15 protein-coding genes are annotated in these 14,879 nt (G+C 61.7%); 12 read left to right on the top strand and 3 right to left on the bottom strand.

Annotation, left to right across the window (positions count from 1 at the left end; all coding sequences use genetic code 11):
- Positions 1–93: 93 nt before the first annotated feature.
- From cobU to C934_RS0100260, 5 genes are read left to right on the top strand one after another with little or no spacing between them, the layout of a single operon-like run.
- The gene (gene cobU, locus C934_RS0100240; RefSeq protein ID WP_018854709.1) at positions 94–618 is read left to right on the top strand and encodes a bifunctional adenosylcobinamide kinase/adenosylcobinamide-phosphate guanylyltransferase; all 525 of its coding nucleotides are present in this window, start codon (positions 94–96) and stop codon (positions 616–618) included.
- A 5-nt stretch (positions 619–623) separates the two neighbouring features.
- A complete protein-coding gene (gene cobW / locus C934_RS0100245; protein WP_026371454.1) occupies positions 624–1,673 on the top strand; it encodes a cobalamin biosynthesis protein CobW in 1,050 nt (349 codons plus the stop codon).
- Positions 1,674–1,683: 10 nt separating this feature from the next.
- Positions 1,684–5,451 carry a cobaltochelatase subunit CobN gene (cobN, locus tag C934_RS0100250; protein ID WP_018854711.1) on the top strand — a complete coding sequence of 1,256 codons (3,768 nt, stop codon included), beginning with the start codon at positions 1,684–1,686 and terminating at the stop codon, positions 5,449–5,451.
- A 1-nt stretch (position 5,452) separates the two neighbouring features.
- Entirely contained in the window at positions 5,453–6,085 is a 633-nt protein-coding gene (gene cobO, locus C934_RS0100255) for a cob(I)yrinic acid a,c-diamide adenosyltransferase (protein ID WP_018854712.1), read from the top strand.
- Positions 6,085–6,510: an EamA family transporter gene (locus C934_RS0100260; RefSeq protein WP_018854713.1), complete on the top strand. Its 426-nt coding sequence runs from the start codon at positions 6,085–6,087 to the stop codon at positions 6,508–6,510. Before cobO ends, C934_RS0100260 begins: the two co-directional genes overlap by 1 nt.
- Here the strand turns inward: C934_RS0100260 and C934_RS0100265 are convergent.
- The 3 genes from C934_RS0100265 to C934_RS0100275 all read right to left on the bottom strand — a co-directional run bounded on the left by C934_RS0100265 (position 6,507) and on the right by C934_RS0100275 (position 8,562).
- Entirely contained in the window at positions 6,507–7,310 is an 804-nt protein-coding gene (locus tag C934_RS0100265) for a helix-turn-helix domain-containing protein (RefSeq protein ID WP_026371455.1), read from the bottom strand. The genes C934_RS0100260 and C934_RS0100265 overlap by 4 nt on opposite strands.
- A 2-nt stretch (positions 7,311–7,312) precedes the next feature.
- A complete protein-coding gene (locus C934_RS0100270; RefSeq protein WP_018854715.1) occupies positions 7,313–7,678 on the bottom strand; it encodes a nuclear transport factor 2 family protein in 366 nt (121 codons plus the stop codon).
- Positions 7,679–7,776: 98 nt separating this feature from the next.
- On the bottom strand, positions 7,777–8,562 hold the full coding sequence (locus tag C934_RS0100275) for a TSUP family transporter (protein ID WP_026371456.1): 786 nt from the start codon (positions 8,560–8,562) through the stop codon (positions 7,777–7,779).
- A gap of 99 nt (positions 8,563–8,661) precedes the next feature.
- Between C934_RS0100275 and C934_RS0100280 the strand changes: the two genes are divergently transcribed.
- From C934_RS0100280 to C934_RS0100310, 7 genes are all read left to right on the top strand, one after another.
- Positions 8,662–9,081 (top strand): cobalamin biosynthesis protein, encoded by a 420-nt coding sequence (locus tag C934_RS0100280; protein ID WP_018854717.1) that lies wholly within the window; start codon positions 8,662–8,664, stop codon positions 9,079–9,081.
- Between the two features lie 74 nt (positions 9,082–9,155).
- A complete protein-coding gene (locus C934_RS0100285) occupies positions 9,156–10,106 on the top strand; it encodes a nucleoside hydrolase (protein WP_018854718.1) in 951 nt (316 codons plus the stop codon).
- A 149-nt stretch (positions 10,107–10,255) separates the two neighbouring features.
- A complete protein-coding gene (gene cobA, locus C934_RS0100290) occupies positions 10,256–11,098 on the top strand; it encodes a uroporphyrinogen-III C-methyltransferase (RefSeq protein WP_025660704.1) in 843 nt (280 codons plus the stop codon).
- A complete protein-coding gene (locus tag C934_RS0100295; RefSeq protein WP_018854720.1) occupies positions 11,095–12,402 on the top strand; it encodes a cobyrinate a,c-diamide synthase in 1,308 nt (435 codons plus the stop codon). Before cobA ends, C934_RS0100295 begins: the two co-directional genes overlap by 4 nt.
- The gene (gene cobD, locus C934_RS0100300) at positions 12,399–13,400 is read left to right on the top strand and encodes a threonine-phosphate decarboxylase CobD (protein WP_018854721.1); all 1,002 of its coding nucleotides are present in this window, start codon (positions 12,399–12,401) and stop codon (positions 13,398–13,400) included. The genes C934_RS0100295 and cobD overlap by 4 nt, the downstream gene beginning before the upstream one ends.
- Positions 13,397–14,377: an adenosylcobinamide-phosphate synthase CbiB gene (cbiB, locus tag C934_RS0100305; protein WP_018854722.1), complete on the top strand. Its 981-nt coding sequence runs from the start codon at positions 13,397–13,399 to the stop codon at positions 14,375–14,377. Before cobD ends, cbiB begins: the two co-directional genes overlap by 4 nt.
- Positions 14,378–14,548: 171 nt before the next feature.
- Entirely contained in the window at positions 14,549–14,827 is a 279-nt protein-coding gene (locus tag C934_RS0100310; RefSeq protein WP_007533215.1) for an acyl carrier protein, read from the top strand.
- Positions 14,828–14,879 lie beyond the last annotated feature (52 nt).

Consider the following 14,879-nt stretch of genomic DNA (forward strand, 5'->3'; position numbering starts at 1 on the left):
GGTTGTCATGGCTGAAAGACAGATTTGCCGGCTGCGCTCCGCAGTCGTTCCGGTCTCTCGCGGAAGGCTTCCGAAGATCGGTCAGCGTTTTCCATGAGCCCGATATCATCAGGCGCGACTTTCATCCTGGGCGGCGCGCGCTCGGGCAAATCGCGTTTTGCCGAGCAACTGGTCGTCTCGAGCGGCCTGGAGCACCATTACGTGGCGACCGGTCGGGCTTGGGACGACGAGATGCGCGCCCGGATCGACAAGCACAAAGCCGATCGCGGCGATCTCTGGCATACCCATGAAGAGCCGCTGGATCTTGTCGGCTGCCTGCGGGCGATCGATGGCGAGAAGCGGGCAGTTTTGGTGGATTGCCTGACGCTTTGGATCACCAATCTGATGATGGAAGACCGCGACATAGGGGCGGAATTTGCCTCGCTTGTGGCGTATCTGCCGACGGCACGAGCCCGTCTCGTCATCGTTTCCAATGAGGTCGGTCTCGGTATCGTGCCGGAAAACCGCATGGCGCGGGAGTTTCGGGACCATGCCGGCCGTCTGCATCAAATGATCGCGGCCGAGGCCGTGGATGTGTATTTTATCGCGGCTGGACTGCCGTTGAAGATGAAGGGTTGAATTTCATGAACCAGCAGAAAATTCCGGCGACCGTGATCACGGGTTTCCTCGGCGCCGGCAAGACGACGATGATCCGCAATCTGCTCTCCAATGCCAACGGTAAGAAGATCGCGCTTATCATCAACGAATTCGGCGATCTCGGCGTCGACGGCGACGTGCTCAAGGGCTGCGGCGCGGAGAACTGCACCGAGGATGACATCATCGAGCTCACCAATGGCTGCATCTGCTGCACGGTTGCCGACGACTTCATTCCGACGATGACCAAGCTTCTGGAGCGCGAACAGCGCCCCGACCATATCGTTATTGAAACATCCGGTCTCGCGCTGCCGCAGCCGCTCGTTGCGGCGTTCAACTGGCCTGATATCCGCACGCAGGTCACCGTCGATGGCGTCGTTACCGTTGTCGACAGCGCCGCCGTTGCCGCGGGCCGCTTCGCGGACGATCACGATGCCGTCGAGGCTCGTCGGGTCGAAGACGAGTCGCTCGACCATGAGAGCCCGATCGAGGAGCTTTTCGAGGACCAGCTGACCTGCGCCGATCTGATCGTACTCAACAAGACCGACCTTCTCGACACCGCCGGCCTTGGTCGCGTGCGCGATGAGGTTGCTTCCCGTATCGCTCGCAAGCCTGTCATGATCGAGGCGCGCAATGGCGAGGTTCCGGCAAGCGTGCTGCTCGGGCTCGGCGTCGGTACGGAAGACGATGTGGTCAATCGCAAGTCCCACCATGAACTCGAACACGAGGACGGCGTGCCGCACGATCATGACGAGTTCGACAGCTTCGTGGTCGAGCTTGGTCCTGTTGCCGATCCGGCAGCCTTCGTGGATGCGCTGAGGGGCATCATCGGGGAACATGACGTGCTGCGGCTCAAGGGCTTCATCGATGTTCCCGGCAAGCCGATGCGCCTGCAGTTGCAGGCGGTCGGCAGCCGGATCGACCACTATTTCGATCGCGCCTGGGCGCCGGGCGAAGCACGCGGCACCCGTCTTGTCGTCATCGGCTTGCACGAGATGGACGAAGCGGCGGTGCGCAAGGCGATCGAAGCGCTGGCATAAGGGAAGACCGATGCATCTGCTTCTGGCACAGCAGGGAACAATCAGTGACGCCGAGGAGGCGATCGATCTCGGTCAATCGCCCGGCGATGTCCTGTTCCTGTCGGCTGCCGATACCGAGCTTGCCGCGATAGCCGCCGCTTATGACGAACCGTCGGCCGGCTTCTCGCTGCGGCTGGCAAGCCTGATGAGCCTGAAGCATCCAATGTCGGTCGATGCCTATATCGAGCGGACGGCCCGCCACTCCAAGCTAATCGTCGTGAGGGCGCTGGGTGGCGCCAGCTACTTCCACTATGCGCTGGAGGCGCTCCATACGGCGGCAGCTCGATCTGGCGCGTTCATCGCCGTGCTGCCCGGAGATTCGAAGTCCGATGCGGGGTTGACACCATTTTCGAATGTACCGCTTGAAGACCTGAACGCCCTTTGGGCCTATCTCATCGAAGGCGGCGATGCCAATTCGCGGGCGTTTCTGGACTATGCCGGTGCGATGCTCTCGGGAACTGAAAAGCCGGAAGCGGCATCGCCGCTGATGAAGGCTGGGATCTGGTGGCCGGGCAAGGGCGTCGTCGGCGTCGAAGAGTGGAGGTCGGCGTGCGACGAACGGGTGCGCTTCGTACAGGGAGTGTCACAAACGCCTGTGGTCGCGGTCAGCTTCTATCGCGCGCTCGTGCAAAGCGGAGAGACCAAGCCTGTCGAAGCCTTGATCGATACGCTGCTGGCTGAAGGCATCCGGCCGCTGCCGGTGTTTGCTTACAGCCTCAAGGATCCTGTCTCGAAGGGCATTCTCGAAAGTGTTTTTAACGCCATCAAGCCCGAGGTGGTGATCAATACGACAGGCTTTGCCGTGTCTGCGCCTGGTGCGGATCGCGAGCAGACCGTGCTCGAGGCGAACGACGCGGTGGTGCTTCAGGCGATCTTTTCGGCGTCGTCGCGCCAAGCGTGGGCCGCTTCCTCGCAGGGGCTCTCCGCACGCGACCTTGGAATGAATGTTGCGCTGCCGGAGGTTGACGGACGGGTGCTTGCCCGAGCGGTTTCATTCAAGTCGGCATCGCGCTACGACGCGCGCGTCGAGGCCAATATTGTCGGCAGCGAGCCGGATATCGAGCGGATGCGCTATACAGCGCGGCTTGCAGCCAACTGGGCCAATCTGCGGACGACACCCGTCGGCAAGAGACACATCGCTCTTGTCATGGCGAACTATCCGAACCGCGATGGCAGACTCGGTAACGGCGTCGGGTTGGACACGCCCGCCGGCACCGTTGAGGTGCTGAAGGCAATGGGTGGCGCCGGCTATCCAGTCGCGGATATTCCCGATGATGGCGATGCTCTGATACGACGCCTGATGGAAGGGCCGACAAGTTCAGGACAGGATGGGAAGCTTGTTCGCGAATCGCTTTCAGTGAGTCGATACAAGGCTTTCTTCGGAAGTCTTCCCAAAAAGATTCAGGATGAAATCTGTGGGCGTTGGGGCGCACCCGAGGCCGATCCCTATGTCGTGGAGGGCGCTTTTGCGCTGCCGTTCATGCGTCTTGGTGAGCTGCTGGTCGGCATCCAGCCGGCGCGCGGCTACAACGTCGATCCAAAGGAAAGCTACCATTCCCCGGATCTCGTGCCACCGCATGGCTATCTTGCCTTTTACGCTTTCCTTCGCCACGAATTCGGTGCCCACGCCGTTATTCACATGGGCAAGCACGGCAATCTGGAATGGCTGCCGGGCAAGGCGCTGGCTTTGTCAGTGGAATGCTACCCCGAAGCTGTCCTCGGCCCCATGCCGCATCTTTATCCCTTCATCGTCAACGATCCCGGCGAGGGCACGCAAGCCAAGCGTCGCGCCGGCGCCGTGATCATCGATCATCTGACGCCGCCGCTGACGCGTGCCGAGAGCTACGGGCCGCTCAAGGATCTGGAAGCGCTGGTCGACGAATACTACGAGGCGTCGGGCGGTGATCCGCGCCGCATCCGGCTTCTCAGCAAGCAGATCCTCGATCTCGTGGCCGACATCGGCCTCGATCGCGATGCCGGCATTGACAAGGGTGAGAGCGAGACGGAGGCTTTGAAGAAGCTCGACGCCTATCTCTGCGATCTCAAGGAGATGCAGATCCGCGACGGCCTGCATGTTTTCGGCGTCTCGCCGCAGGGACGGTTGCTGACGGATCTGACGGTCGCGCTGGCCCGGGTTCCGCGCGGGCTCGGACAGGGAGGTGACCGTAGCCTTCAGCGTGCGATTGCCGCGGATCTCGACTTGGCGTTCGACCCGCTCGATTGCGATATGGCCGAGGCCTGGGCTGGACCGCATCCGGATTTTCTCGTGGGCATCACGGACGCTGTCTGGCGAACGAGCGGCGATACAGTCGAGCGGATCGAACTTCTTGCCGCAAAGTTGGTGGCAGCTGAGTTCACCTGCCCGGAGAACTGGGCAGCGACGCGCGCCGTTCTTGCGGAGATCGAGATGCGGCTCAGGCCAGCCATTCTCGCCTGTGGGACGGCGGAGATCGAAGGTCTGCTCCGCGGGCTCGATGGGCGTTTCGTGCCGCCCGGTCCGTCAGGTGCGCCCACGCGAGGACGTCCCGATGTGCTGCCGACAGGGCGGAATTTCTACTCGGTCGACAGCCGTGCCGTGCCGACGCCGGCGGCCTACGAGCTCGGGAAGAAGTCCGCTGAACTCGTGATCCGCCGTTACGTGCAGGATCACGGCGAATGGCCGGTCTCCTTCGGCCTGACCGCCTGGGGCACCTCGAACATGCGCACGGGCGGCGATGACATCGCCCAGGCTCTGGCCTTAATCGGCGTGAAGCCGGTGTGGGACATGACCTCGCGGCGCGTCACCGGCTATGAAATCATCCCGCCCGCATTGCTACGGCATCCGCGTGTCGATGTGACGCTGCGTATCTCAGGCTTCTTCCGGGATGCCTTTCCGGAACAGATTGCACTGTTCGACAAGGCAATCCGTGCCGTCGGGGCGCTGGAAGAAGATGCTACCGACAACCCGATTGCGCAGCGCATGCGCGGCGAGGCTGCACGGCTTGAAGCGGCCGGACTGGACCCGGCCCAAGCAAGCCGTCGGGCCGGCTATCGCGTTTTCGGCTCGAAGCCAGGCGCCTACGGTGCCGGCTTGCAGGCATTGATCGACGAGAAGGGATGGGAACGCCGGGCCGATCTCGCTGAAGCCTATCTCGTGTGGGGAAGCTACGCTTATGGCGCCGGCGAAGAGGGCCGGGCAGAGCGTGGTGTCTTCGAAGAGCGCCTCCGCTCGATCCAGGCGGTCGTGCAGAACCAGGACAATCGCGAGCACGACCTTCTTGATAGCGACGATTATTACCAGTTCGAGGGCGGTATGGCGGCTGCGGCCGAAATGCTCGCGGGTGATCGGCCAGCGATCTACCATAACGATCACTCCAGGCCCGAGAAGCCGGTGATCCGGTCTTTGGAAGAGGAGATCGGGCGTGTCGTGCGCGGCCGTGTCGTCAATCCGAAGTGGATCGACGGCGTCATGCGCCATGGCTACAAGGGCGCTTTCGAGATCGCTGCGACCGTCGACTACCTCTTTGCCTTTGCGGCAACGACGGGCGCTGTGGGCAATCATCATTTCGAAGCCGTCTACCAGGCCTTCGTGGTTGATCCGAAGGTGCGCGATTTCATGATCGAGAAGAACCCAGCCGCCTTCGAGGATATCAAGGAGCGGCTGCTCGAGGCCATCGATCGCCATCTCTGGACGCCGCGCAGCAATTCCGCGCGCTTCGACCTTTCAGACACATTCAAGCTTGCATCCGGGGAGAATTGAGATGACCGCCGAAAATACCGAAACCGCTGGCCACGACGACGCGCGCCACGCCGAGAAGATGGCGAAGAAGAAGGCCGCCCGCGACAAGATCATGGCGACGAAGACGGACGAAAAGGGCCTCATCATCGTCCATACCGGCAAGGGCAAGGGCAAGTCGTCCTCCGCGTTCGGGATGATTTTCCGGCATATCGCGCACAGAAAGCCGTCTGCCGTCGTTCAGTTCATCAAGGGCGCGATGTGGACCGGCGAGCGCGACCTGATCGAAAAGCACTTCTCCGACATCTGCCAGTTCCACACCATGGGCGAGGGCTTCACCTGGGAGACGCAGGATCGCGCTCGCGATGTGGCTGCGGCTGGTACAGCCTGGGAGAAGGCGAAAGAACTGATCCGCGACGAACGGAATTCGATGGTGCTCCTCGACGAGATCAATATAGCGTTGCGCTACGACTACCTCGATATCAACGAAGTGGTCGAGTTCCTGAAGAACGAGAAGCCGTATATGACCCACGTCGTCCTGACCGGGCGCAACGCCAAGGATGAGCTGATCGAGATCGCCGATCTCGTCACCGAGATGGAGCTGATCAAGCATCCGTTCCGTTCCGGCATCAAGGGACAGCCCGGCGTGGAGTTCTGATGACACAGAGTTGGATTTTCTGGGCGGTGCTTTCGGCGGCGTTTGCTGCGTTGACGGCGATCTTTGCAAAGATCGGCGTCGTCGGCATCAATTCCGATCTCGCCACGCTGATCCGCACTGGCGTTATCATCTTCATCATCAGCGCCATTGTTGTGGCAACCGGGCAATGGCAGCCCTTCTCCAGCATTTCAGGCAAGACCTGGCTTTTCCTTTGCCTTTCAGGCGCCGCGACGGGCGCCTCGTGGCTTGCGTATTTCCGCGCACTGAAGATCGGCGATGCCGCACGCGTCGCGCCGATCGACAAGCTTTCCATCGTTCTTGTCGCGGTTTTCGGCGTAGTCTTTCTCGGTGAAAAGCTCAATCTCATGAACTGGCTCGGCGTAAGCCTGATTGCCGGCGGGGCGCTCTTGCTCGCCTTGTTCTAGCCGCTCGCCTGTGCCGTTGTTGCGAGAAGTCTTGCCGTTTCCTCGTTCGCGGGGAAAAAGGATTCGATCGCAAGTTCGGAAAGGGTGACGTCCACGGGCGTGCCGAAAACAGTGGTTGTCGAAAGGAAAGAGAGCAGGCCTGCTTCCGTTTCCAGTTCGAGCGGCACGGCGATGCCGGCATAGTCGGCTTTCCTGCTCGTCTCCGGCCGGCCACCGCTTAGCGGGTAGGCGGACAATTCCTTCAGCAGTTCGCCGAGAATCGGATCTCCCGTGGCCGAAATCTGTTGGTGCAGCCGCTTGAGGAGATGTGCGCGCCATTCCGGCAGATTGACAATCTTCGGCGCCAACCCATCGGGATGCAGGCTGAGGCGGAGAACGTTGATTGGCCCTTCCCGCAAAGCGCGATCCCTGACGCCCTCAAGAAGCGGGGCGATCGCGTCATTGGCGGCAATCAATGTCCAGTGCCGGTCGATCGCAAGGGCGGGGTAGGGCTCGTGTCCCTTGAGGATCATGTCGACTGCCTGCCGCGCCGGTCGAAGGGTCGGATCGTCGAGCGAACGCTCGGAAAACAGCGGCGCAAAACCTGCGGCCAGCAGCAGCGGATTGCGATCCCTGAGCGGCACGCCGAGCCGTTCGACCAGATGCAGCAGCATGTCGCGGCTTGGGATCGACCGCCCGCTCTCGATGAAACTCAGATGTCTCTGTGAGATTTCGGCCTCCAAGGCAAGGGCGAGCTGGCTCATTCGGCGCTTCTGCCGCCAGTCGCGCAGATAGTCCCCAAGGGAGCGGGCGGGCGTCATCATCATGCGGCTTCGGGGAGTTGGTCGATGAAGCCGTGCACGGATTTCAGTCGTCCACCTTCGAGCACCGCGAAATCGGTGCCCTTGATGAGGTGTTCCCCGCCCGTCGGTCCGAGACCCCACGAGAAGCGCAGGTTGTCGCCGTAGCCATCGGCGGTGCCGACGAGTTCGAACCGGAAACCCGGGAAGCGCGCATGCACGGCTTCAACAAGTGCGTTGATCTGCTCATGGCCTTCGCCGCGCATCAAGGGATCGATATAGGTTGCCGCTTCATGCCAGCTTTCCGCGATCAAGGCGGTGCGGCGGGTCGCATCCGTCTCGTTCCAGATCGCGATGTAGCGCTGGGCTTCGGTGTTCGCATCGGTCATCAGATCATCTCCTGTTGGCGCCTGGTTCGTCCAGACATCGCGATCATGGAGAAGCGCCGGCGCCTCATCAATTACGCCGAAGGTAATCGGACGCGGCGTCAGATTTCGAGCCAGATACGGATGGGATTGGCCGGATCGGCCAGAAGCTTGATCGTGAAGGCGACGCAGACGATGACGAGCAGCGGCTTGATCAGGCGGGCGCCGGTGCGCATCGCAAGCCGGGAGCCGAGCTGCGCCCCCAGAAATTGGCAGACGCCCATCATCAAGCCGATCTTCCAAAGGATCGCACCGAAGGAAATGAAGACGATGAGCGCGCCGATATTCGAGCCGAGGTTCAGAAGCTTGGTGTGCGCCGTTGCCTTCAACATGCCGAAGCCGGCAAGGGATACGAAGGACAGCATGAAGAAGGAGCCGGCACCAGGACCAAAGACGCCATCGTAGAATCCGATTGCCGGAACCAGCGTCAGGCCGAAGACTAAGGGCGTCATGCGGCGATGCTTGTCGACGTCATTCAGGTTCGGCTTCAAGGCAAAATAGAGAGCGATTGCCACAAGCAGGATCGGCATGACCGCGCGCAGCACTTCGCCCGGAACGACCGTTGCCAAGGCGGCGCCGAGAGACCCGCCGAGGACTGCCATCAAGGCCATCGGCAATTGCGTGCGCAGATGCACGTGTCCCTTTCGGGCATAGGCGATCGTGGCGGAAGCTGCCCCGAATACGGATTGCACCTTGTTGGAGCCCAGCGTTTGCAGCGGAGGAATACCGGCAATCAGCATCGCCGGGACCGTGATCAGGCCACCGCCGCCCGCGATGGAATCGACGAAGCCGGCGAAAAAGCCAGCTGCAGCCAGCATGAATAGCAGATGAGGGGCAAGGTCAGACAAGGAGGGAGAACTCTGGAATGTGGTACGCGGCGCATGTTGCATTTCCAGCCCCGTGCTGCAATGGCTTGAGGAACACAGGGGCGGGTTTCATTGTCGCATGTGACCGAAATTGTATTCGATGGGACGCGCCGGTACGTGCTCGGTCTCGGCTGCGAGCGCGGAACGCCTGAAAACGAGGTGAGCGAGCTTGCCAGCGCGGCGTTGACGGCGGCGGGTATCGACCCCGGTGAGCTGGCGGCCGTTGCGTCGATCGATACGCGATGCAATGAGCCCGCGATCCTTGCAGCAGCGCGCCGCCTTGGCGTGCCGTTCTTGCTCTTCGCTCCGGCGCGGCTCGAGGAAGAAACGCCGCGGCTGAAAAATCCTTCGGCAGTCGTCTTCGCCCGAGTGGGGTGTCACGGGGTTGCCGAATCGGCTGCGTTGGCGGCGATTGGGCCGCATGCGGAACTCGTCGTTCCGAAGACCAAGTCACGACGCGCCACCGCTGCGATCGCGTGCGCCCTGTTGCAGAAAGAATAGCGGACGCTATGGTGGCCGCCGACTTCGCGGCGCCGTCCGGCTGCCCTGCGACAATAACGAAAAGAGGCACACTCATGCACAAGGTCATTTATGACACGGATCCGGGCGTCGATGATGCAATGGCTCTGCTTTTTCTGCACCGCCATCCCGAGATCGATCTGCTTGGAATCACGACCGTGTTCGGCAACGCGTCGGTGGAGACGACGACGCGCAACGCGCTGTTCCTGAAGCGTGAGTGGAACATTCCCGCTCCGGTCGCCAAGGGCGCCAGCGTGACGATCGATCCAGCGCGCACAGAGGGGGCATGGCCGACCTTCGTGCACGGCGAGAACGGCCTCGGCAACATCGAAGTGCCCGAAACGATCGATCTGCCGCTCGATCCGCGTCCCGCTCACCGCTTCATCATCGATACCGTCCGCGCCCACCCGGGCGAGGTCAGACTGGTTGCCGTCGGTCGCATGACCAACCTGGCGATGGCGCTCAAGGAAGATCCGGAGATTGCGGGCCTCGTGAAGGACGTCGTCATCATGGGCGGCAACTTCTACGTTCCGGGCAACGTGTCGCCGGTCGCGGAAGCCAACATCCATGGGGATCCGGAAGCGGCCGACATCGTCCTGACCGCGCCCTGGAAGGTTGCCGTCATTGGCCTCGACGTGACCGCGATCACGACGATGAGCCGCGGCTATCTTGCCGACGTCGCGGCCAAGGGCGACAGCGCCGTAAAGCTGTTGAACGATCTTTCACAGGACTACATCGACTTCTACAAGCACGCAGTCGAAGACGGCATGATGGTTCACGACAGCTGTGCCTGCGTCTACGTAATCGCACCCGAGCGGTTCTCGACCATCAGCGGCCCGGTGCGCGTCGTCTGCGGCGGCATTGCCGATGGGCAGACAATCGTGAAACCGGACGGCCGCCGCTTCCCGCCGGGCGATTGGGACGGCCTGCCGAGCCAGGTCGTCTGCACCGGCATCGAGTCCGAAAAGGTGATCAGTCTCATACGCGACACGCTTCTGCGTGGGTGAGAACTTCGCCCGGTCGCGCGTCGGCTGGGCGTGAAACCTTGCTTGCCGCAAGAGGAGACGGAATGGTTGGAGGACGTGTGCCTTTCACATCTGTCTCGAGCGCGATCAGCGGCGTTGACCTTGCCTGCGACGGGGCATAGATCATGCCAATGATCGAAGCTGCGTTTTCACATCTGCCGGCTCTTGAGCCGGGCAGCGTTTGGCTTGTTGGTGCGGGCCCAGGCGAGCCCGGATTGCTGACGCTTCTTGCCGTCAAGGGATTGGCGGAGGCGGATGTCGTGGTTCACGATGCGCTCGTGAACGTCGATTGCCTGAAGCTTGCACGACCCGACGCCTTGTTGGAATATGCTGGAAAGCGTGGCGGCAAGCCGTCCGCCAAGCAGCGCGACATTTCGCTGCGGCTGGTCGAACTCGCCCACGCAGGCAAGCGCGTCCTGCGCCTCAAGGGCGGCGATCCCTTCGTCTTCGGGCGCGGTGGCGAGGAGGCGTTGACGCTAGTCGAGCACAATGTCCCGTTCCGTATCGTACCGGGCATTACCGCGGGTATCGGCGGGCTGGCCTATGCTGGCATTCCCGTCACGCACAGGGATGTCAACCATGCGGTGACGTTCCTGACGGGACACGATTCCTCGGGCATCGTGCCGGATGCGATCAATTGGGAAGCCATCGGCAAGGGCTCGCCTGTTATCGTCATGTATATGGCGATGAAGCATATCGATCAGATCAGCAAGAAGCTCGTCGCCGCTGGGCGATCGCCATCGGAACCGGTTGCCTTCGTCTGCAACGCATCGACCGGCCTCCAACAGGTGCTAGAAACCACGCTCGATGAGGCGCCGGCCGCTGTTGCAGCCTCCGGCCTCGAACCGCCGGCGATCGTGGTGGTCGGGGAGGTTGTCCGGCTGAGGCCGTCGCTCGATTGGCTGGGGGCGCTTGCAGGACGCAGGCTGCGCCCCGATCCATTCCAGGACTCGAACAGCAGGGAGACGGCATGAGCGGTTTGTTGATTGCGGCCCCGTCCTCCGGATCGGGGAAGACTACGGTGACTCTGGGCCTGCTGCGTGCGCTTCGTAAGCGCGGCATTGCGGTAGCGCCCGGCAAGGCGGGGCCCGACTATATCGATCCGGCCTTTCATGCGGCGGCCAGCGGCGTTGCCTGCCTCAACTTCGATCCATGGGCGATGCGCGCGGAATTGATCGCCGCCAATGCGACCTTGCATCGCTCTGGCGACCGCGTCCTCGTTATCGAAGCGATGATGGGGCTTTTCGACGGCGCGACCGACGGGAAGGGCACTGCGGCCGACCTTGCTGCCATGCTTGGTCTTTCCGTCGTGCTTGTCGTCGATGCGTCGCACATGTCGCAGTCGGTGGCTGCACTGGTAACGGGATTTGCGGGCTTTCGCGCGGATGTTCGCATCGCCGGCGTCATTCTCAATAAGGTTGGCGGCGAACGCCACGAGATGATGCTGCGCAAGGCGCTCGATGAGATCCGCATGCCGATTGTTGCCGTCGTCCGCCGTGACAATGACATCGCTCTTCCCGAGAGGCATCTCGGCCTCGTCCAGGCGGGAGAGCATGATATGCTTGAAAGCTTCATCGAGCATGCTGCCGATGCGGTGTCCGACGAATGCAATTTCGAGTTCCTGCTGCGCATTGCGCGCCAGGGGCTCAATCGCCCGTCCACTGCCAACATTGCTCGGTTGCCGCCGCTCGGCAGCAGGATAGCAGTGGCGCGCGACATCGCCTTTGCCTTCTCCTACGAGCACATGCTGCTTGGTTGGCGTCGGCGCGGTGCAGAAATCTCGTTCTTCTCGCCGCTTGCGGACGAGGCGCCGGATCCGGCGGCAGATGCGATCTATCTTCCGGGCGGCTATCCGGAGCTCCACCCCGGACGTATTGCGGCGGCCGCCAATTTCCGGGCCAAAGTGCTCGACGCCGCCAACAGGGGCGTGCGCATCTACGGGGAGTGCGGCGGATACATGGTTCTCGGCGAAGGGCTGGTCGACGGGGCCAGCGTCCGTCATGAGATGCTCGGCCTCTTGCCTGTGGTGACCAGCTACGAGGAGCGCAAACGCCACCTGGGTTATCGCCGCGTGAAGCCATTGAACGGCGCCTATTTTGAGCTGCCTATGACCGCGCATGAGTTTCATTATTCGGCCGTGGTTTCCGAGGGTGAAGCCGATCGTCTCTTCCAGGTGACGGACGCGTTGGGCAATGACCTTGGACAAGCCGGGCTCCAGCGCGGGCAGATCGCAGGGTCCTACATGCATCTGATCGACCTTGCCGAGGGGGCAAGATGAACGCCCCGATTGTTCATGGAGGTGGCATCACGGCTGCCGCCGCAATGTACGGCGGCGAGGTAGAGCAGTGGCTTGACCTTTCGACGGGTATCAACCCGTGCCCGGTATCACTGCCGGCTATCCCAATGCGCGCCTGGCATCGCCTGCCCGACAAGCATCTCATCGATCGCGCGCGTGCGGCGGCGCGAGACTATTATCGCAGCTGCGACATCCTCCCGCTGCCTGTTCCCGGTACGCAATCGGTTATCCAGCTATTGCCGCGGCTCTTTGATGTTGCCGGACGGGTTGCCATTCTGGCTCCGACCTACGGCGAATATGAGCGCGCCTTCCGGATAGCAGGCCATTCCGTGGATCTGGTCTCCGGTCTGGATGACGTCAAAGCCGGTCACGCAATTGTCGTCATCGTCAATCCGAACAACCCCGATGGTCGCGTCTACGCTCCGGAGAAGGTCGTAGTATTCAGTGAAGAGATGAGGACCAGAGGAGGTTTCGTCGTTGTGGATGAAGCCTTCGGCGATACATGCCCCGAGATGAGCCTGGCGCCGTTTGCCTCGCGGCTGCCGAATGTTCTCGTCTCTCGTTCCTTTGGCAAGTTCTTCGGGCTGGCAGGGTTGCGCCTGGGATTTGCCGTCGCCGCTCCGCAAATCCTGGCGCAACTCGAAGACCTGCTTGGGCCGTGGTCGGTGTCCGGTCCCGCGCTTTCGATCGCAACCGATCTCCTTGCATCGGATCTGGCCCCGATACAGCTGCGGATCTCCGAGAGGGCCGATGCGCTACGCACGATTCTCGAGCAAGGCAGTCTAAGCATTGTCGGAGGAACGCACCTCTTTGCACTCGTCGATCACGAGCAAGCCGCCGAGCTGCACCGGCATCTATGCCAGCATCGCATTCTGGTTCGCAAATTCGATTATCAGCCGCGTTGGCTGCGTTTCGGTCTCGCCGCCGATGCGGCCGGCGACCAACGGCTATCTGATGCATTGCAGAGTTATAGATCATGACATTTGACCATAATCTTCTCGTGCTGGTTCTCGCGCTTCTGCTCGACAGGATTGTCGGGGACCCAGATGCGCTGTGGATGCGCATGCCGCACCCCGTTGCGCTCTTCGGAAACGCGATCTCTCGAGTCGACCGGATGTTCAATCGCACGGAACTTCACAAGCGCGTGCGGCGCCGCAACGGCGTCTGGTCGATCGCCGGTCTTTTAATCCTCAGTGCCGCTGCGGGTTTCGTCTTGCATCGTTTCTTCTCGTTGTTCGGCCTGATCGGGATCCTCCTTGAAGTTGTTTGCGTTGCCGTCTTCATGGCGCAGAAGAGCCTTGCCGATCATGTGGAGGCCGTTGCCGCCGGATTGAAAACCGAAGGCATCAGTGGCGGCCGGCTGGCTGTTTCGCGGATTGTCGGGCGTGATCCGGAAACACTGGACGAGCCCGCCGTCTGCCGTGCGGCAATCGAGAGCCTGGCCGAGAATTTCTCGGATGGCGTGGTTGCTCCAGCGCTGTGGTACGCCGTTTTTGGCTTGCCCGGCCTATTCGCCTACAAGATGCTGAACACGGCGGACTCGATGATCGGACACAAGTCCGACAGGTATGCCGATTTCGGCTGGGCGGCTGCTCGGTTGGACGACTTTGCCAACTGGCCGGCTGCGCGCCTTTCGATTTTCCTGATTGCGGCCGGGGCCTGGCTGCGGCGAGGGAGCGCCGCCTGCCGGGAAGCGCTGCGTATTGCCGCCCGCGACGGCGGCCTGCATCGCTCTCCCAATTCCGGCCGGCCGGAGGCGGCGATGGCGGGGGCGCTGAATGTGCAACTTGCTGGCCCACGCGTTTATTCCGGGGTTGTCGTCATGGAGCCGATGATCAACGGCAGCGGACGTGAAACGGCAACGGTCGCCGACATCGAGGATGGCGTCTCGGTCTTTTATGCCAGCTGTTCGATCCTTGCGGGGACCGCCCTGGTTCTTTTCCTGGTACTGCTCTGATCGCGAAGGGGTGAGTTCACCCAGCACGCTGTGCGGCAAGCCGCCCGTGTGCTTTGCTGTTTAAGCAACACTGGTCGTGCAAATTGCGTGCCGGGAGGGAGGAAAGCATTGGCTTTTTGAAATGGATTTGCCTATGAGGAGGGTTAACTCGTCATTTCAAGAGGTAAGTGCGTGACCGCCACATTCGATAAAGTTGCCGACATCATTGCAGAAACCAGCGAGATCGATCGCGATACGATCAAGCCGGAAAGCCATACGATCGACGACCTCGGTATCGACAGCCTCGACTTCCTCGATATCGTCTTCGCGATCGACAAGGAATTCGGCATCAAGATCCCGCTCGAGAAGTGGACGCAGGAAGTCAACGAGGGCAAGGTTTCCACGGAAGAATATTTCGTGCTGAAGAACCTCTGTGCCAAGATCGACGAGCTGCGCGCCGCCAAGGCCTGATTGGCGCCGTCATCTTTTTCTCCGCCCTGCCGCTGTTAACCATGGCGGCCGG

It is taken from the genome of Rhizobium sp. 42MFCr.1 (assembly GCF_000377185.1).
Lineage (GTDB): Bacteria > Pseudomonadota > Alphaproteobacteria > Rhizobiales > Rhizobiaceae > Rhizobium > Rhizobium altiplani.